Genomic DNA, 17,726 nt, shown 5'->3' with positions numbered 1-17,726 from the left:
GGTCGGCTTCGCCGACCGCGCGTTCAACTCATGGATGCATTGTGGTGACGCGTTCTTTCGTTGAACGCGTGGGCAGGGAACCTGCCCACCCTACGGGATCGCGATTCATATCGTATTGTGGTTAATGCAAGTAAAAACCATTCCATTAACCACATTTCGTGATTAAACCAGCTCGATCGCCATCGCCGTCGCTTCACCGCCACCAATGCACAGCGACGCGACGCCGCGCTTGCCGCCGGTGCGCTTGAGCGCGCCCAGCAGGGTCACGATGATGCGCGCGCCCGATGCGCCGATCGGGTGGCCCAGGGCGCAGGCGCCGCCGTGGATGTTGACCTTGTTGTGCGGGATGTCGAGGTCGCGCATGGCGGCCATCGGCACCGCGGCAAAGGCTTCGTTGATCTCGAACAGGTCGACGTCGGCGGCGGTCCAGCCGGTCTTCTTGAACAGCTTCTGCATCGCGCCGATCGGGGCGGTGGTGAACAGGTTCGGTTCCTGCGCGAACGTAGCGTGGCCGATCACGCGGGCGATCGGGGCCAGGCCCAGTTCCTTGGCCTTCGATTCGCGCATCATCACCAGGGCGGCGGCGCCGTCGTTGATCGACGAGGACGATGCGGCGGTCACGGTGCCGTCCTTCTTGAAGGCAGGCTTGAGCGACGGGATCTTGTCGATCTTGGCCTTCAGCGGGCCTTCGTCCTTCTCGACTACCAGCTCGCCGGCGCGGGTAGCCACGCTCACCGGCGCGACTTCCCAGTTGAACCAGCCTTCGTTGTTGGCAGCCTGCGCGCGCTTGACCGATTCAATGGCAAAGTTGTCCTGCTCTTCGCGCGAGAACTGGTAAGTCGCCACGCATTCTTCGGCGAAGGTGCCCATCGAACGGCCTTCGCCGGTCTTCTCGTTGCGCGAGTAGGCGTCTTCCAGGCCGTCCATCATCATGTGGTCGAACATCGGCGCGTGGCCGATGCGGTAGCCGCCGCGCGCTTTCGGGATCAGGTAAGGGGCGTTGGTCATCGATTCCATGCCGCCGGCGACCACGATGTCGGCGCTGCCGGCCACCAGCTGGTCATGCGCGAAGATCGCGGCCTGCATCGCCGAGCCGCACATTTTCGACAGGGTCACGGCGCCGACCGACATCGGCAGGCCGGCCTTGATCAGCGCCTGGCGCGCCGGGGCCTGGCCCTGGCCGGCCATCAGGCAGTTGCCGAAGTAGACGTGTTCGATGCTGTCGGCGGATACGCCGGCGCGCTCGACTGCGGCCTTGATCGCCACCGCGCCGAGGTCGCTCGCCGACTTCGACGAGAAATCGCCCTGGAAGGCACCCATCGGGGTACGGGCGGCGCCAACGATAACGACTGGATCATTCATTGTGTGTTCTCCAAAATGGTTGGCTGTGCAGGTGAATGCTGCGGCGCCGGGGTGGGGATAGCCTGGTGATTGCAAAAGCGGATCTGCTGCGGGTACGGGAAGACGTCGTCGACGACGCCCGCCAATATGCGGTCCTTGTGGGACTGCCAATAATCGCGGGTAAGCAAGTCCGCGTGGTGTTTCATAAAGTAGTGACGAATCCTGGGATTTCCAAGCAAAAAGCGGCCGAATTGTTCCGGGAAGACGTCGTGCTTGCCGATCGGGTACCACGGTTCTGCCGACATCTCGTCTTCTTCGTTGCGCGCTTCCGGGATATCGCGAAAATGGCAGTCGGTGAGGTACTCGATCTCATCGTAATCATAGAACACGACGCGGCCGTGGCGGGTGACGCCGAAATTTTTATACAGCATATCGCCGGGGAAGATATTCGCCGCCACCAGGTCCTTGATCGCATTCCCATATTCGATCACGCCGTGCTCGATGCGTTCCTCGTTTCCCTGTTCCTGCGCATTGCCGAGATAAATATTCAGCGGCACCATGCGGCGCTCGATATACAGGTGGCGCACGATAATGCGCTCGCCTTCGATCTCGACCAGTGAGGGCGCGAATTCCTTCAGTTCGGCCAGCAGCTCTTCGGAAAAGCGCGCCAGCGGGAAGGCGACGTCGGAATATTCGAGGGTATCTGCCATGCGCCCGACGCGGTCGTGGTGCTTCACCAGCAAGTATTTTTCCTTGACCAGCGCGCGCGTGGTGTCCTTCGGGGGCGGATAGAAATCCTTGATCACCTTGAACACATAGGGGAAGGACGGCAGTTCGAACACCAGCATCACCAGCCCGCGGATGCCGGGCGCGATCTGGAAGCGGTCCGAGCTGTGTTTCAGGTGCTGCAGGTAGTCGCGGTAGAACAGGGTCTTGCCCTGCTTCTGCAGGCCCAGCACGGTATAGATTTCGCTGCGCGGCTTGCGCGGCATCAGGCTGCGCAGGAAGCCCACGAACGCCGACGGCACTTCCATGTCTACCAAAAAGTAGGCGCGCGTGAAGCTGAACAGCAGGGTGATGTGATACACGTCGGTCAGCACCGTGTCGAGCACCAGCTCGCCCTGGCGATTGTGCAGTACCGGGATCACGAAGGGATAGTCGCGCGGCCCATTGATGGCGCGGCCGACAATATAGGCGCCCTTGTTGCGAAAGAAGGGGCTGGACAGTACGTGCAGCTGCAAATTCGGTTCGGCCTGGTCGAGACCGAAGGCTTCGGTAATGCGAGCCTCGACCTGGGCGACATCGCGGTCGAGGTCGGCGAAGGGTACGTTTAGCTGGAAGTTGGTGACGACGCGCTTGAGGGCGAATCGCAGGCCGTCCGCCGCCGGGTAGTACACGCGGTAGGTCGGCTGCAGGTCGTCGGTCTCGATGTACTCGGTGGAGATCACCGGGCGCACGAAGATATAGTCATTATGGTAATAGCTGCGATGCAAAATGATGCAGCTGACCGAATTGAAGAAGGTCTCGGCCAGTTCCGGCTGCTTGTGGCCCGACAGCAGGCCAATATAGTGCAGCTTGGTTTCGCGCCAGACCAGGTCGGTGAGTTCTTCGGGCGAGTACTCGTCTTCGAGTACATGCACGCATTCCTGCACCCGCTTGTCGTAATAATCGATGCGCTCGCGCGCCGCCGCCTGGGCAGTGCTCCAGTCGGCCGTCTCGAAATAGCGCCTGGCCTGCTGGGAGGCTTGGCGGAACAAGCGGTAATGCTTGTCGAAGCCATCCAGGATGGTGCGCGCGATGTCGAAGGCAATCTGGGAAGACAGCAGTTTGGGAAACGCTTGCTGGGTCATCGTTCGTCTCGCGCGCAATCCAGGAAAGCGGACATTCTAGCAATGTAGGGTGGTCGGGTCCTCCCGACCGCGCGTTCAACCAGCCGATGCGTTATCTATATGCCGGTTATGGTTGAACGCGCGGTCGGCAAAGCCGACCACCCTACGAGCGGCATACGCCATTGATCTGCCTTACATCGTCTCGCCAAACAACTCACGCCCAATCAGCATGCGGCGAATTTCGCTGGTGCCCGCGCCGATCTCATACAGCTTGGCGTCGCGCCACAGGCGGCCGACCGGATACTCATTGATATAGCCGTTGCCGCCCAGCGTCTGGATCGCTTCACCCGCCATCCAGGTCGCCTTTTCAGCCGAGTACAAAATCGCGCCGGCAGCATCCTTGCGCAGCGCACGGACTGCTTCCGGCGAGGCGGCGCGGTCGCAGGCCTGACCAACGGCATACACGTAGGCACGGCAAGCCATCATGGTCGAATACATGTCGGCGATCTTGCCCTGCATGAGCTGGAACTCGCCGATGGCCTGGCCGAACTGCTTGCGCTCGTGGATGTAAGGCACCACCGAGTCCATGCAGGCCGACATGATGCCCAGCGGACCGCCCGACAGCACGGTGCGCTCGAAGTCCAGGCCCGACATCAGCACGTTCACGCCCTTGCCCAGGCCGCCCAGCACGTTCTCGACCGGCACTTCGCAGTCCTGGAACACCAGTTCGCCCGTGTGCGAGCCGCGCATGCCCAGCTTGTCGAGTTTTTGCGCGATCGAGAAACCTTTAAAACCTTTTTCGATCAGGAAGGCGGTCATGCCGCGCGCGCCCGCTTCGATATCGGTCTTGGCATACACCACCAGCGTGTCGGCGTCGGGGCCGTTGGTGATCCACATCTTGGTGCCGTTCAGCACGTAGCGGTCGCCCTTCAGTTCGGCGCGCAGTTTCATGCTGACGACGTCGGAACCGGCATTCGGCTCGGACATGGCCAGTGCACCGATGTGCTCACCCGAGATCAGCTTCGGCAGGTATTTCTGTTTCTGCTCTTCGGTGCCGTTGCGCTTGATCTGGTTCACGCACAGGTTCGAGTGGGCGCCGTAGGACAGGCCGACCGAGGCCGACGCGCGCGAGATCTCTTCCATGGCGATGATGTGCGCCAGGTAGCCCATGTTGGCGCCGCCGTATTCCTCGCTGACGGTGATGCCCAGCAGGCCGAGCTCGCCCATCTTCTTCCACAAGTCCATCGGGAACTGGTCAGTGCGGTCGATCTCCGCAGCGCGCGGTGCGATTTCGGCCGCGGCGAACTGTTGGACTGCTTCGCGCAGTGCGGCGATGTCTTCGCCATGGTCAAAGGTCAAGCCTGGGAGATGCAGCATGTCGTCCTCTTGGTGAACGGTGGTTGGGCGCGCCTGACAATTCCCCTGATGGCGGCGTTACATCGTCTTGCCGTACTAGCGTACTGTCTTCGACGATGCGCCTTGCCCTCAGGGTTTTGTCAGGTGCTTTAGGAATGAATCATACTCGCCTCTTACGTTAACGTAAACGTCAACTAGAGGGCGAAAAAAAGCCGGGTTAACCAACCGGCAGTGCTTCAGGCAGCGTCCTGGCGCTCGGTGCTCTCGAGCAGCAGGCGGCGGCATTCTTCCTCGTGCGCGGCAATTTCTTCCAGCGCCATCTCGATGTCGGCACGCTGCTGTTCCAGCGTCACGCGCTGGTGCGCCAGCACGCCGAGGAAACGGTCGATCTGGGCCACGGTGTCGCGCGGCGACTCGTACATGTCGACGATGCTCTTGATTTCCGACAGGGTGAGGCCGAGGCGCTTGCCGCGCAGGGTCAGCTTGAGGCGGGTGCGGTCGCGCGCGGTGTAGACACGGTTGCGCCCGCCGACGCCTTCGCGCATGGGGCTGAGCAGGCCCTGGTCTTCATAGAAACGGATGGCGCGGGCGGTGATGTCGAATTCGCGCGCCAGTTCGGCGATGGTGTAGGTGACCATGGTGGGCGATGAGGGCAAGGGCAGCAAAGGGCAGGCAAATAAGGCAAAACGCGGAATGGCTTAAAATGACGGCTCGGCGCATTTCCGTTTACGTTAACGTTAAACACATTGTAGCGCGCTCGCCTTTCCACGGACACGAAAGATTTCCATGAACCCGCTCGAAGCCCAGCTGGCCTATCCACTTGGCGACACGATTCCCGCGCCCGGCACCCTGCACGAGATCGCGCCGGGGCTGGTATGGATCCGCATGCCGCTGCCGTTTGCGCTGGATCACATCAATTTGTGGCTGCTGAAGGACGAGCAGGAGGGAAGGGCCGGCTGGAGCGTGATCGATTGCGGCGCCGGCACTGACGCCACCCGCGCCGCCTGGGAACAGGTGCTGGGCGAGGGCCTGCACGGCGCGCCGCTGCTGCGCGTATTCGCTACCCATTGCCACCCGGACCACGTCGGCCTGTCCGGCTGGCTCAGCGCGCGCTTCGAGGCGCCGTTCTGGACCACCACGGGCGAGTTTGCCTTCGCCCGCATGATGGCGGCAGCCTTGCCCGGTGTCGATGGCCCGTCGGCCATCCCGCACTTCGAGCGCCACGGCCTGACCGACGCCTCCATGCTCGATCAAATGCGCAGCCGCAAAAATTACTATCCATCCCTGGTGCCGGCCGTGCCGGATGCCTATACCCGCCTGCAGGATGGAGACCAGGTCGACATCGGCGGCATGCAATGGCGCGTCATCACCGGCTTCGGCCATTCGCCCGAGCATGCCTCGCTGTATTGCGAATCCTTGAATATCCTGATTTCCGGCGATATGGTGCTGCCGCGGATCTCGACCAATGTCTCGGTATTCGCGGTCGAGCCGGAAGGCAACCCGCTTCAGCTTTACCTGGATTCACTGGAAAAGTTCACAAACTTGCCTGAAGACACCTTAGTGCTGCCTTCGCACGGCAAGCCCTTCCGCGGCCTGCATACCCGGATCGCCCAGTTGCGCGACCATCATGCCGAGCGCCTGGCCGAAGTGGTGGTGGCCTGTGCCGAGCCGAAATCGGCGGTCGACATCGTGCCCATCATGTTCCGGCGCCAGCTCGACGCCCACCAGCTCAGCTTTGCGCTGGGCGAGGCCCTGGCCCACCTTCACAAGCTCTGGCGCGACGGCATCCTGCGCCGGACAAAAGATGCGGGCGGGATCCTACGGTTCCAGATTCTGTAACAATTGCATTGGTCAGTTCCGGGTCAACTCTCCCTTTATAGCTGTGAATTGTGCGGCGCGGTCATAAAATTTCCGGTAGGATATATTTTCTCTTGCATAAACGAGAAATTAGATAGTTTTCCTGCTTATAAAGCCGGTGAATTCTATTAAATAATCACATCTTTGTTAATTTTTAAGGGTATGATTATCCGCGAGGCTTCTCAGCAATAGGAAGCCGGCCGTCCGTGGCCATCCGTATACAATTTGTAAGTGTCACAATGAATTCATCCAATGAACGGGAGAGCTTCAGTGAGCGTCTCCAGCAAGCGCTGAAGAACGCTCATTACTCCCCCGATAGCCCGACCCGCCTCGCCAGGGAGTTCAATATCAGGTTCGAAGGCCGCCCGATTACCGTCCATGCCGCGCGCAAGTGGCTGGTGGGCGAAGCCATCCCGACCCAGGAAAAGCTGCGCATGATCGCCCAGTGGCTCGGTGTGCCTGCCGACTGGCTGCGCTTCGGCGGCGCCGAGAATGTCGCTGCCGGCAGCGAAGGCGGCGGCGGGGCGCGTTTCGAGTCCGCCGACGTGAAGCTGATTGCCGATTTGCAGCGTCTTGACGAACACCACCGCCAGCTTGCCCGCGAGTTCATTCGCATGCTGGTGCGGATGAATCACCAGAAGCCCGAGCAAAAATAGTTTCGCAAGTGCACTTTTCGTGACCTCCGGAACGCACAAACGGCCGGGAGTGGTTCATAATCAGCCAAGTGGCGAGCGGATCCGCCGCCACTGGTCACGTCAAGGAGCAGTTGCCGCATGCGAAACAATTACGCCAATACCGCCCAGCTCAAGGAACTCATGACCGCCCCGCCGATGACGGCAGCGCGCCATGCAGAAGTGATGCGACAACGCAATGCCAAACGGCGGATGATCGAAGAAGCGCGCGAGGCAAAGAAGGCCGACGACCCGTTCGACAGCGACAAACGCTGAAGCAGAGGTAAGCCGGTCAGGCCTCCGGCGCGCTTTTCATGCCGCCCCAGCGCGGGGCGTGGGCATTCTCGAGCCCAAGCAGGTCGACCGCGCGGTCGACCGTATGTTCGACCATCTCCTCGATGGTCGCCGGGCGATGGTAAAAGCTCGGCAGCGGCGGGAACACGATCCCGCCCATTTCCGTCACCGCCGTCATATTGCGCAGGTGCGCCAGGTTGAACGGCGTTTCGCGCACCATCAGCACCAGCCTCCGTCTTTCCTTCAGCATCACATCCGCAGCGCGCGTGACGAGGTTGTCCGACAGGCCATGCGCAACCGCTGCCAGGGTTTTCATCGAACAGGGAGCAATGATCATGCCGTCGGTCTGGAACGAGCCGCTGGCGATCGAGGCGCCGATATCGCGGTTGCGGTGGACGACGTGGGCCAGTGCTTCGGCATCGCGCCGCTGCAGGCCCAGTTCCTGGTGCAGGGTAAGGGAGGCGGCGTCGGAAATCACCAAGTGGCTTTCGACGCCGGGCATGGCATGCAGGCGCTTGAGCAGCTGCACGCCATAGGTCGCGCCGGTCGCGCCAGTGATGGCGACGATAATCCGGCGCACGCGGTCATCCATTGTTTCAGCCGTTGTTCAGCAGGGTCTTCAGTTCGCCGGATTCGAACATTTCATTCATGATGTCCGAGCCGCCGATGAATTCGCCGCGCACGTACAGTTGCGGAATGGTTGGCCAGTTCGAATAATCCTTGATGCCCTGGCGGACTTCGGCATCGTCCAGCACGTTGACGGTAGCGATGTTGTCGACGCCGCAGGCTTTCAGGATCTGGATGGCGCGGCCCGAGAAACCGCATTGCGGGAACTGGGCAGTCCCTTTCATGAAGAGCACCACCGGGGTGTTGGTCACGGTGTCTTTGATCCAGGTTTGAACGTCGCTCATATTGTTTGCCTTCAGTGAGAATGGGTGAGATGGCGACATTTTATAAGAATTCGGCCTGCCAGACATTGGCAGCCGGTCCAGGCGCTCAAATCTTTTGCCAATAGTGAAAATTAGCAAGTTTCTGCTCGATTAGCTTCGCTATCATGGGATCTTTACCCGTTGATGCTGGAGCTGAACGTGATGAACCATCGAGGCTTTGCCGCCATGCCGACGCCGCTGCTATGGATCCTGGCCGTGTTATTCGGCGTCCCCGGCCTGTATGACGTGGCAACCGAACTAACGGTGGCGCCGCTGGTAGATGTCTTGACGAGCGTATCGGGGCTGGCCCTGGGCGCTTTCCTGCTGTACTGCGCCCTGAAAGCGCGCCAGGGCAAGCGCGCCGAACTCGAATCGAGCCGCACGACCATGGTCGGTTATGTGTGCTTCGGCGCGTGCATACTGTGCTTTATGGTGAAAGTCACATCGACCGCGGTGCGCGTCTTCGCCTGAGCCGTCCGCTGGCAGGTGGCCGGTGATATGATCGCGCGGATTCCTTTCACTCGCAGGTCCTCGCCATGCAACAGCCACCGAAACGCGTTCCTTCCTCGAACGCCAACCTCGTCATCGCCGCCCTGCTCGGTATTCCCGGCATGATCAACCTCGTCGGCGGCGTCATGCGAGATAGTACCGGCGACATCATCAGCGGCATCGCGGCGCTCGCGTACGCGGCGCTGCTGGTGCGCGACGCGATGTACGTCAAGAAAACCGGCGTGCCGGCCATGCCGCAGGCGCGCATGCTGCTGATCGGCTTCGGCTGCCTCGCCGTCTACCTGGTCGGGCTGCTCATCAAGCACAGCTGACGTAGGGGCTTTGCCTTGGCGGAATTTGTAGGGTGGGCGGGGTAACTCAGGCCAATGGTCTGAGTTACGAACGCCCACGCGGTGATAGTTAAAATTCGAATAGCTGCACAGGCAGCATTACCGTGATTTGAACGCGCGGGCGGCGAAGCCGCCCACCCTACGGTTCTCACTTGACCGGCATCGCCTCACAGCCCGCCCATCATTTCTTCAGCTTGGCGAAGGCTTCTGCCATCGCGCCGCCGGCCGCCGGCGTGGATTTTTCCTGGCGCTGGTGCTGTTGCTGATGCTGCGCCAGGCGCTTGCTGTCGTTGCGGTCGCCGCGCTGTTCCGGCTTCGCACCCGGCTGTGGCGCCGAGTCGGTGAGGCGCATGGTCAGTGCGATGCGCTTGCGCTTTGGGTCCACTTCCAGCACCTTCACCTTGACCACCTGGCCGGCTTTCACCACCGTGTGTGGATCTTTTACAAACGTGTTCGACAGCGCCGAGATATGCACCAGTCCATCCTGGTGCACGCCGATGTCCACGAACGCACCAAAGGCGGCCACGTTGGTGACCACGCCTTCCAGGATCATGTCTGGACGCAGGTCCGAGATCTCTTCCACGCCTTCCTTGAAAGTGGCGGTGGTGAATTCCGGGCGCGGGTCACGGCCCGGCTTTTCCAGCTCTTTCAGGATGTCGGTGATGGTCGGCACGCCGAACTTCTCGTCCGCATATTTTGCCGGGTTGAGCGACTTGACCAGCGCACTGTCGCCGATCACCGCCTTCATGTCGCGCTTGAGGTCCAGCAGGATCTTCTGCACCAGCGGATAGGATTCCGGGTGGACCGCCGATGCATCGAGCGGGTTCTCGCCATTCATCACGCGCAGGAAACCGGCTGCCTGCTCGAAGGTCTTGTCGCCCAGGCGCGGCACGGCCTTGAGCGCCGCGCGCGAGGTAAACGCGCCCTTCATATCGCGGTAGGACACGATGCTCTGCGCCACGCTCGACGACAAACCCGAGACCCGTGCCAGCAGCGGCGCCGAGGCGGTGTTCACGTCCACGCCCACCGCGTTCACGCAATCTTCCACCACCGCGTCGAGCGAACGCGCCAGCTGGGTCTGCGACACGTCGTGCTGGTACTGGCCGACGCCGATCGATTTCGGGTCGATTTTCACCAGCTCGGCCAGCGGGTCCTGCAGGCGGCGCGCGATCGAGACCGCGCCGCGGATCGACACGTCCATGTCCGGCAGTTCGCGCGAGGCGAATTCCGAGGCCGAATAGACCGAGGCGCCGGCTTCGGACACGACGATCTTGGTGAGCTTGAGTTCCGGGCGCTGCTTGATCAGGTCCTGCGCCAGCTTGTCGGTTTCGCGCGAGGCCGTGCCATTGCCGATCGAGACCAGCGACACGTTATGCTTGGCCGCGAGCTGGCCGAGGACGTGCAGGGAGCCGTCCCAGTCGTTGCGCGGCTGGTGCGGGTAGATCGTGGCGGTATCGACCACCTTGCCGGTGGCATCGACCACCGCCACCTTCACACCGGTGCGCAGGCCCGGGTCCAGGCCCATGGTGGCGCGCGGGCCGGCGGGTGCGGCCAGCAGCAGCGCTTTCAGATTACGGGCAAATACCTGGATCGCATCGAGTTCGGCTTTTTCGCGCAGGGCGCCCATCAGCTCAGTCTCGATATACATGAAGCTTTTTACGCGCCAGGTCCAGCGCGCGGTATCGAGCAGCCATTTGTCGGCCGGACGCCCGGCAGACTTGATGCCGAAGGCGGCGCAGATGCGCCCTTCGCAGGGATTGTGCGGCGCGTCCCATTTCGGTTTCTCGGCTTCCGTATCCAGGCGCAGCGTCACGTCCAGCATGCCTTCGCGGCGGCCGCGCATCAGGGCCAGCGCGCGGTGCGAGGGGATCGTCGACAGGGTCTCGGAGTAATCGAAATAGTCGGCGAATTTTTCGCCTGCGTCTTCCTTGCCGGCGACAACCTTGGATTCGACCACGCCATGCTCTTGCACGTATTCGCGCAGCGACTGCAGCAGCGCCGCGTCTTCGGCGAAGCGCTCCATCAGGATCTGGCGCGCGCCGTCGAGCGCCGCTTTCGCATCCGGCACGCCCGGGTTGGCGCCGCCGTCCGCATTGGTGAACGCTTCGCGCAGATAGCCGCCAGCCACGTCGTCCGGGTTCAGCATCGGGTCGCCGAGCAGGGCGTCGGCCAGCGGCGCCAGGCCCGCTTCGATCGCGATCTGGGCCTTGGTGCGGCGCTTCTGCTTATACGGCAGGTAGAGGTCTTCGAGACGGGTCTTGTCTTCGGCCAGCGCAATCGCTTGCAGCAGCTCCGGCGTCATCTTGTTCTGTTCGGTGATCGAGGCGACGATCGATGCGCGCCGGTCTTCGAGTTCGCGCAGGTAGCGCAGGCGTTCTTCCAGCAGGCGCAGCTGGATGTCGTCGAGTCCCCCGGTGGCTTCCTTGCGGTAGCGTGCGATGAAGGGGACGGTGGCGCCTTCGTCGAGCAGGGCGACGGCGGCGGCCACCTGGACCGGTTTGGCGGACAGTTCGAGGGCGAGGCGTTGTTCGATGGAGGGCAGCATGGTGCAAGGGCGCGTAAGTCGCGTGAATCAAAGGTCAAGCGAACAATCATACGCAAACCCGGCGGATACGCCAGTCTTGACAGCCGCATCCGATCATGCGAGAACAGTCGGCTGCGCACATCGCATCCGCATGCGAAAAATCTGCGCAGAATGGCGCGAATGAGTTTTTGTCCGCTACGTGCGATTCCGAACAAAACGGAAGTGCTCGTATGAAGGATAATGGTATTTATTGTCGTTTTTAATACGAACACACGAGACCCAATGCACACAGTCGATGATCACCGCGAGAACGCCGCCGACGCAGCACCAGTCGCCCGCGCTCCCGCACGCGCTCCTGCCCTGCCCGCGCCGGTGGTGAGCTGGCTGCAACGGGTCGAAGCGGCTGCGCATCCGCAGCCGAAACTCACCGACGAGATCGTCGATCCGAAAGCGGTGCAGTACAAATTCGTCTACGTGATGGCGCCCACCAGCGGCGGACGCCACGTCGCGATCTGCCTGTGCAAGGCGCGCCTGCGCCCGAACGGCGACGTCGCCGCGGCCAGCCCGGTGAGCGAAGTGTTCTCGCTGCTGTCGGCGCCGCCGAGCTATCTCGAAGGCGAAGACGTCGACCTGGTGCGCTTCTTTATCGCCATGCGCAGCGGGTCCGCACAGGGCACCAGCGCCACCGAACCGAAAGGTAAAGTGGGCGCGATCCTGCTGCAGATGCTGCTCGAGCAGGGCAAGCTGCTGTGGGCAAACTCGTGGTCCGACATGGCCGGTGGCCTGGTCTATCCGCTGCAGGCCGGCCCGCAGCGCCTGGCCAGCCTGGCCTGGCGCGACGAAGGCCGCGTCGCCAAGCTCGGATGGTCGGTCGAGCCGGCCAATGGCGCCACCCACAGCGCGGCCGACCAGATCGACTACATGCTGCCGACCGACCCGCCGTGGTATATCGACAACCTGTCGATCGGGCCGCTCGAACTCAATCGCGGCGGCATCGACATCTCGCTGGCCGAACTGCAGGCGCTGGTGGCGCAGGCCCCGACGCTCACCGGCACCGACAAGAAGCGCGTCTCGCAACTGCTGCTGGCGCATGGCCTGCAGGGCCTGATGCCGCTGCCGCAGCCGCTTACCCAGCGCCTGCGCAATGACGTGAAACCAATACCGCACCTGCTGCTCGATTCGGTGCAGATGGCCGATGGCGGCGCCGCGCGCTGGCAAGACTTCGCCGTGCTGGCCTACGACTACGACGGCCAACGCGTGTCCTTCGACCCGGCCCAGCGCGTGGTGCGCCAGATCGGCGACGTCACCGAGATCATCGAACGCGACCCGAAAGCCGAAGCCGCGGCGCTCAACAAATTGAACGAGACCGGCTTCCGCAAGCCGGTCATCGCGCCCTTCAACGCCATGGCCGGTGCCCTGGCGCTGGACAGCCAGGCGCACTGGCTGCGCTTTGCCGAAGCCGACCTCGATGCGCTGAGCGACGCCGGCTGGCATGTGCAGAAATCCGCCAAGTACCGCTACGACGTGGTGCCGGTCGAAGAGTGGTACGCCCACATCGACGAACCGCTCGAGGCGGGCAATGCCTGGTTCGAACTGGAGCTGGGCATCATCGTGGCGCGCCAGCGCGTGCCGCTGCTGCCGGTGCTGGTGCAGCTGATTCGCAGTGCCCCCGCCGACTTTGACCCGGCCGTGCTGGCCGCGCACTCGGAGGCCGACCAGATGCTGGCGACCTTGCCGGACGGCGTGCGCGTGGCGCTGCCGTGGGGCCGCCTGAAGCCCATCCTCGCCACGCTGGGCGAGCTGTATTTCAGTGACAAGATCAAGGGCCGTATCCGCCTGTCGACGCTCGATGCGGCGCGCCTCGAAGAACTGGCGCGCGGCCTCGAGCTGCACTGGAGCGGCGGCGAACGCCTGCGCGAGACCGGCCGCAAACTGAGCCAGTTCGGCGCGGTGAAAAAAGTCGAGCCGCCAAAAGGCCTGCAGGCCACGCTGCGCGACTACCAGCTCGACGGCCTGTCGTGGATGCAGTTCCTGCGCGAGTACGACCTTGGCGGCATCCTGGCCGATGACATGGGCCTTGGTAAAACCGTGCAGACGCTGGCCCACATCCTCATCGAAAAAGAAGCCGGCCGCCTCACCAGCCCGGCCCTGGTGATTGCGCCGACCAGCCTGATGGCCAACTGGTTCGACGAAGCCGCGCGCTTTGCCCCGAGCCTGAAGGTGCTGCTCCTGCAGGGCAAGGAGCGCATGGACCTGTTCGACCAGATCGACGGCGCCGACATCGTGCTGACCACCTACGCGCTGCTGCCGCGCGACGAGGAAAAGCTGCGCGAGCATCACTATCATCTGGTGATCCTGGACGAATCGCACTACATCAAGAACACCCGCTCCAAGGCGGCGCAGACGGCCGGCTCGCTCGATGCGCAGCACCGCCTGTGCCTCTCGGGCACGCCGCTCGAGAACCACCTGGGCGAGCTGTGGTCGCAGTTCCACTTCCTGCTGCCTGGCCTGCTGGGCGACGAGAAGACCTTCAACAGCCAGTTCCGCCACCCGATCGAGCGCCAGGACGACCCGGTGCGCCGCATGCTGCTGAACCGCCGCATCAAGCCTTTCCTGCTGCGCCGCACGAAAGACAACGTGGCCAAGGAACTGCCGCGGAAGACCGAGATGGTGCGCCGCATCGAGCTCTCGGGCCCTCAGCGCGACCTGTACGAAACCGTGCGCCTGGCGATGGACAAGAAGGTGCGCGAAGAGATCGACCGCAAGGGCGTGGCGCGCAGCCAGATCGTGATCCTCGAGGCGCTGCTCAAGCTGCGCCAGGTCTGCTGCGACCCGCGGCTGGTAAAGGCCATGCCGGCCAAGAAGAACACCGCCGCGATCTCGGCCAAGCTGACCGACCTGATGCAAATGGTCGAAGACCTGCTCGGCGAAGGCCGCAAGATTCTGGTGTTCTCGCAGTTCACCAGCATGCTGGCGCTGATCGAAGAAGAGCTGCAGCAGCGCGACATCCGCTACGCGCTGCTCACCGGCGAAACCCGCGATCGTTCGGCGCAGGTGGCGGCTTTCCAGCAGGGTGCGGTGCCGATCTTCCTGATCAGCCTGAAGGCCGGCGGCGTGGGCCTGAACCTGACCGCTGCCGACACCGTAATCCACTACGACCCGTGGTGGAACCCGGCAGCCGAGAACCAGGCCACCGACCGCGCCTGGCGCATCGGGCAGGACAAGCCGGTGTTCGTCTACAAGCTGATTGCCAAGGGCACGCTGGAAGAAAAGATCCAGCTGCTGCAGCAGAAGAAGTCGGAACTGGCCAATTCGATCCTGGCCGAAGGCGAATCGCAGAAGATGGCGCTGACGCAGGAAGACCTGCAGGCGATTTTCGCGCCGCTGGAAGAGTAAGGATACGTTCGCGTATTGTGGTTCGTAGCGTGGGCAGATTCTGCCCACGCGTGCCAATCACGCTTATTCAGCCTGCTTGGTTATTCACCTGCTACGTATCACCGCGTGGGCGTCGAAGCCGCCCACCCTACAGGTCAACGCCACGACAAAAAAGGGCTGCCGGTATCAACCGGCAGCCCTTTATGCGTTTGGCACTGCAGCTTACTTATAAAACGCTTCGACCTTGCCTTTCAGCTTGATCAGCATCGGCTTGCCCTTGCGGTCGAGCGTCTTGCCGGCGGCGACCTTGATCCAGCCTTCGCTAAGGCAGTACTCTTCCACGTCGGTGCGATCCTTGTCGTTGAAACGGATGCCGATGTCGTGCTGGAAGACGTCGCGGTTATGGAAAGGGCTGCTCGGGTCGATCGAGAGCCGGTCTGGGAGCGGGGGGAGGGTAGCGGTATCGTTCATAGAGGCGAATTATCTAACAACCGCGCGCGGCGTGGCGCATTTTTCGTTCATGCAGCTCGCATGTCCTCTTGGGCCTTCCTATACAAGTATGCAGAAGGAAGGATATACTGTCAGACAACCTTCATTGTTCCCCCGCTAACAGAAAGTGCCCGATGATCCGTAGCACCGATGTTGCCACCACTGCTGCCACTACTGCACCGGATCGCCCGGGACAATCCGCCGTCGGCATGCCTGTCCCCAGCGAGCAGTTCCGCACCATCGCCGAACTCGCGGGCGACATCGGCTTCAGCATCGACCTGCCTTCGCACACCGTCCGTTATGTCAGCCCCTCGTTCTCCGAGCTGCTCGGCTATCCGGCCGGCGCACTGCAGGCGGCCCTCGCCGGCAGCGGCGCGCACGCAGACCTCGGCGCCCTCGGCGCCTATCTCGCCTCCGGTGCGCACACGCCCGGGGCACGCAGCGTCCACGACGTCGAGGTATGCAATGCCGACGGCCATCCGGTCGGCCTGCAAGTGATCGCGACCGTGATGCGCAATGAAGACGGCAGCAGCGCGCTGGTGGGGCAGTTGCGCGACCTGACGCAGCAACGCGCCCATGTCGCCGACCAGCGCCGTTTCGCGAGCATGCTGAATCACGAATTCCGCACCCCGCTGGCCACCATCGACGGCGCGGTCCAGCGCCTCGAAGCGACCTCGCACGGCGCCGACGATCCGACCCGCCAGCGCTACCGCAAGATCGCAGTCGCGGCCGACCGCCTGATCGCCATGCTCGACGAATACCTGTCGCCGGACCGCATGGCCACCATCGGCAAGGTGCGGCAACCGAACACGATCGCGCCACGCGACCTGCTCGAAGTGGGTGCGAAGCAGGTGCGCGAGGCCGGACGTGAAGCGGCGCTCGATGCGAACGAGCTGCCGCCGGCATTGCGCGGCGAGCCCGAAGGGCTGCGGCTGGCATTGAAGGTCCTGGTCGACAACGCGCTGCTGTTCTCGCCGCCCGGCACCAGGGTGGCGCTGGGCGCGCGCCGCAGCGGTGGCGGGGTCGAATTCACGGTGCGCGACGAGGGCCCCGGCGTACCGGCGGACGAAGCGCCCCGGATCTTCGACAAGGGCTACCGCGGTCGCAACGCACAAGGCCTGCCGGGCAGCGGGCTTGGACTTTACATGGCACGCTCGATCGTCGACGTCCACGGCGGCATGCTGCGCCTGGGCGCCCACGACGGCGGCGCTGAATTCCGGCTATGGCTTCCGGCATTGGATAATGGCGGGCAACAACGACTTGCCTCATCCAGTGCCAGCAGTGATAATCGGACGGACGAATAACTGGCCCATCCATGACGCAGATACTGATTGTTGAAGACAATGGCGAATACGCAGACGACATGGCCGAGTTCCTGAGGGAGCTCGATCACGACGTCACGATCGCCAAGACCGCGAGCGAAATGTGGGCTGCCCTGACCCGTACCCCGGCAGCAGTGGTGGTGCTGGACCTGGGCTTGCCGGACGAGGATGGTTTCAATGTCATTCCCCGCATGCGCCAGCTGTATCCGGAAATCGGGCTGCTGGTGCTGACCGGCCGCGTCGCGTTCGACCACCGCATCCTCGGCCTGCGCCTGGGCGCCGACCACTACCTGACCAAGCCGATCAAGTTCCCCGAACTGGCCGCCCACATCGAAGCGCTGGACCGCCGCGTGCGCCCGGCCGACCCGGCGCCGGCGCCAAGCAAGTGGATGCTGCGCGTGAGCGCACGCCAGCTGGAGCTGGCCGGCAAGGTGATTGACCTGACCGAAAAGGAGTGCAACTTCCTGCACCTCCTGACCATCAACACCCGCCCGGTACCGCGCCACGTGATTGTCGCCGGCATGGGCGGCGAAGACCCGGACGCCAGCCGCCGCGTCGACATGCTGGTCTACCGCCTGCGCAAGAAAGCCCGCTCCGGCCTCGGCCAGGACCTCCCCCTGCGCAGCGCCTACGGCGAAGGCTACAGCCTCTCCGCCGGTTTCACCCTCGCCTGACCCACTCCAATCAGGGTCAGAGTTAAATTGTTGAGCAATTGCCCAAAAACTTACCCTTTTTAATGAGGGTCAGAGTGCAATTATTGGCCAATTGCTCGACAGATAATTGGGGTCAGAGTCGAATTGTTGAGCAATTGCCCTCGACGGGACGCCAAACGCGCATTCCTGGTCCATCGAGCCTAATGAGGGACAGAGTCAGGCCGTTTTCTCTCCGCCTTGCGATTAA

General features: G+C 62.8%; 16 protein-coding genes. 8 read left to right on the top strand and 8 right to left on the bottom strand.

The window, feature by feature from the left end; translation table 11 throughout:
• Nucleotides 1-162: 162 nt before the first annotated feature.
• The 4 genes from HGB41_RS18160 to HGB41_RS18145 form a co-directional block, all read right to left on the bottom strand.
• On the bottom strand, nt 163-1,362 hold the full coding sequence (locus tag HGB41_RS18160) for an acetyl-CoA C-acyltransferase (RefSeq protein WP_171087052.1): 1,200 nt from the start codon (nt 1,360-1,362) through the stop codon (nt 163-165).
• Nucleotides 1,359-3,191: a bifunctional isocitrate dehydrogenase kinase/phosphatase gene (aceK, locus tag HGB41_RS18155; protein WP_171087050.1), complete on the bottom strand. Its 1,833-nt coding sequence runs from the start codon at nt 3,189-3,191 to the stop codon at nt 1,359-1,361. Before aceK ends, HGB41_RS18160 begins: the two co-directional genes overlap by 4 nt.
• A gap of 171 nt (nt 3,192-3,362) precedes the next feature.
• The gene (locus HGB41_RS18150) at nt 3,363-4,547 is read right to left on the bottom strand and encodes an isovaleryl-CoA dehydrogenase (RefSeq protein ID WP_171087048.1); all 1,185 of its coding nucleotides are present in this window, start codon (nt 4,545-4,547) and stop codon (nt 3,363-3,365) included.
• Between the two features lie 215 nt (nt 4,548-4,762).
• Nucleotides 4,763-5,164: a MerR family transcriptional regulator gene (locus HGB41_RS18145; RefSeq protein WP_171087046.1), complete on the bottom strand. Its 402-nt coding sequence runs from the start codon at nt 5,162-5,164 to the stop codon at nt 4,763-4,765.
• Between the two features lie 148 nt (nt 5,165-5,312).
• Here HGB41_RS18145 and HGB41_RS18140 point away from each other — a divergent pair, with 148 nt between their 5' ends.
• The 3 genes from HGB41_RS18140 (at nt 5,313) to HGB41_RS18130 (ending at nt 7,330) form a co-directional block, all read left to right on the top strand.
• Nucleotides 5,313-6,365, top strand: coding sequence for an MBL fold metallo-hydrolase (locus HGB41_RS18140; RefSeq protein WP_171087044.1), 1,053 nt, complete (start codon nt 5,313-5,315; stop codon nt 6,363-6,365).
• Nucleotides 6,366-6,622: 257 nt separating this feature from the next.
• Complete coding sequence (locus HGB41_RS18135; protein ID WP_171087042.1) at nt 6,623-7,039, top strand: hypothetical protein; 417 nt, start codon at nt 6,623-6,625, stop codon at nt 7,037-7,039.
• A gap of 117 nt (nt 7,040-7,156) precedes the next feature.
• Entirely contained in the window at nt 7,157-7,330 is a 174-nt protein-coding gene (locus HGB41_RS18130; RefSeq protein WP_171087040.1) for a hypothetical protein, read from the top strand.
• Between the two features lie 16 nt (nt 7,331-7,346).
• Here the strand turns inward: HGB41_RS18130 and HGB41_RS18125 are convergent, their stop codons facing one another.
• Together HGB41_RS18125 and grxD are read right to left on the bottom strand one after the other, a co-directional pair.
• Nucleotides 7,347-7,940, bottom strand: a complete 594-nt coding sequence (locus HGB41_RS18125; RefSeq protein ID WP_171087038.1) for a UbiX family flavin prenyltransferase — start codon at nt 7,938-7,940, stop codon at nt 7,347-7,349.
• 4 nt (nt 7,941-7,944) lie between these two features.
• A complete protein-coding gene (gene grxD, locus HGB41_RS18120) occupies nt 7,945-8,259 on the bottom strand; it encodes a Grx4 family monothiol glutaredoxin (RefSeq protein ID WP_171087035.1) in 315 nt (104 codons plus the stop codon).
• Nucleotides 8,260-8,436: 177 nt separating this feature from the next.
• Between grxD and HGB41_RS18115 the strand changes: the two genes are divergently transcribed.
• Nucleotides 8,437-8,748 (top strand): hypothetical protein, encoded by a 312-nt coding sequence (locus HGB41_RS18115; RefSeq protein ID WP_171087033.1) that lies wholly within the window; start codon nt 8,437-8,439, stop codon nt 8,746-8,748.
• Nucleotides 8,749-8,813: 65 nt separating this feature from the next.
• Nucleotides 8,814-9,098 carry a hypothetical protein gene (locus HGB41_RS18110; protein WP_171087031.1) on the top strand — a complete coding sequence of 95 codons (285 nt, stop codon included), beginning with the start codon at nt 8,814-8,816 and terminating at the stop codon, nt 9,096-9,098.
• Nucleotides 9,099-9,297: 199 nt separating this feature from the next.
• Here HGB41_RS18110 and HGB41_RS18105 read toward each other — a convergent pair whose 3' ends face one another.
• Nucleotides 9,298-11,661, bottom strand: coding sequence for a Tex family protein (locus tag HGB41_RS18105; RefSeq protein ID WP_171087029.1), 2,364 nt, complete (start codon nt 11,659-11,661; stop codon nt 9,298-9,300).
• A gap of 261 nt (nt 11,662-11,922) precedes the next feature.
• Here HGB41_RS18105 and HGB41_RS18100 point away from each other — a divergent pair, with 261 nt between their 5' ends.
• Nucleotides 11,923-15,036 (top strand): DEAD/DEAH box helicase, encoded by a 3,114-nt coding sequence (locus tag HGB41_RS18100; protein WP_171087027.1) that lies wholly within the window; start codon nt 11,923-11,925, stop codon nt 15,034-15,036.
• Between the two features lie 201 nt (nt 15,037-15,237).
• Here HGB41_RS18100 and HGB41_RS18095 read toward each other — a convergent pair whose 3' ends face one another.
• Nucleotides 15,238-15,486, bottom strand: a complete 249-nt coding sequence (locus HGB41_RS18095) for a DUF3297 family protein (protein WP_171087024.1) — start codon at nt 15,484-15,486, stop codon at nt 15,238-15,240.
• A gap of 152 nt (nt 15,487-15,638) precedes the next feature.
• Between HGB41_RS18095 and HGB41_RS18090 the strand changes: the two genes are divergently transcribed.
• Both HGB41_RS18090 and HGB41_RS18085 read left to right on the top strand, forming a co-directional pair.
• Nucleotides 15,639-16,808, top strand: a complete 1,170-nt coding sequence (locus tag HGB41_RS18090) for a PAS domain-containing sensor histidine kinase (RefSeq protein WP_229423107.1) — start codon at nt 15,639-15,641, stop codon at nt 16,806-16,808.
• An 11-nt stretch (nt 16,809-16,819) separates the two neighbouring features.
• On the top strand, nt 16,820-17,500 hold the full coding sequence (locus tag HGB41_RS18085; RefSeq protein WP_171087022.1) for a response regulator transcription factor: 681 nt from the start codon (nt 16,820-16,822) through the stop codon (nt 17,498-17,500).
• Nucleotides 17,501-17,726 lie beyond the last annotated feature (226 nt).

This window comes from Telluria aromaticivorans (assembly GCF_013003915.1).
Taxonomy (GTDB): Bacteria; Pseudomonadota; Gammaproteobacteria; order Burkholderiales; family Burkholderiaceae_D; genus Telluria; species Telluria aromaticivorans.
The sequence above is the reverse complement of the archived record's forward strand: the minus strand, read 5'-3'. Positions and strand labels throughout refer to the sequence as shown.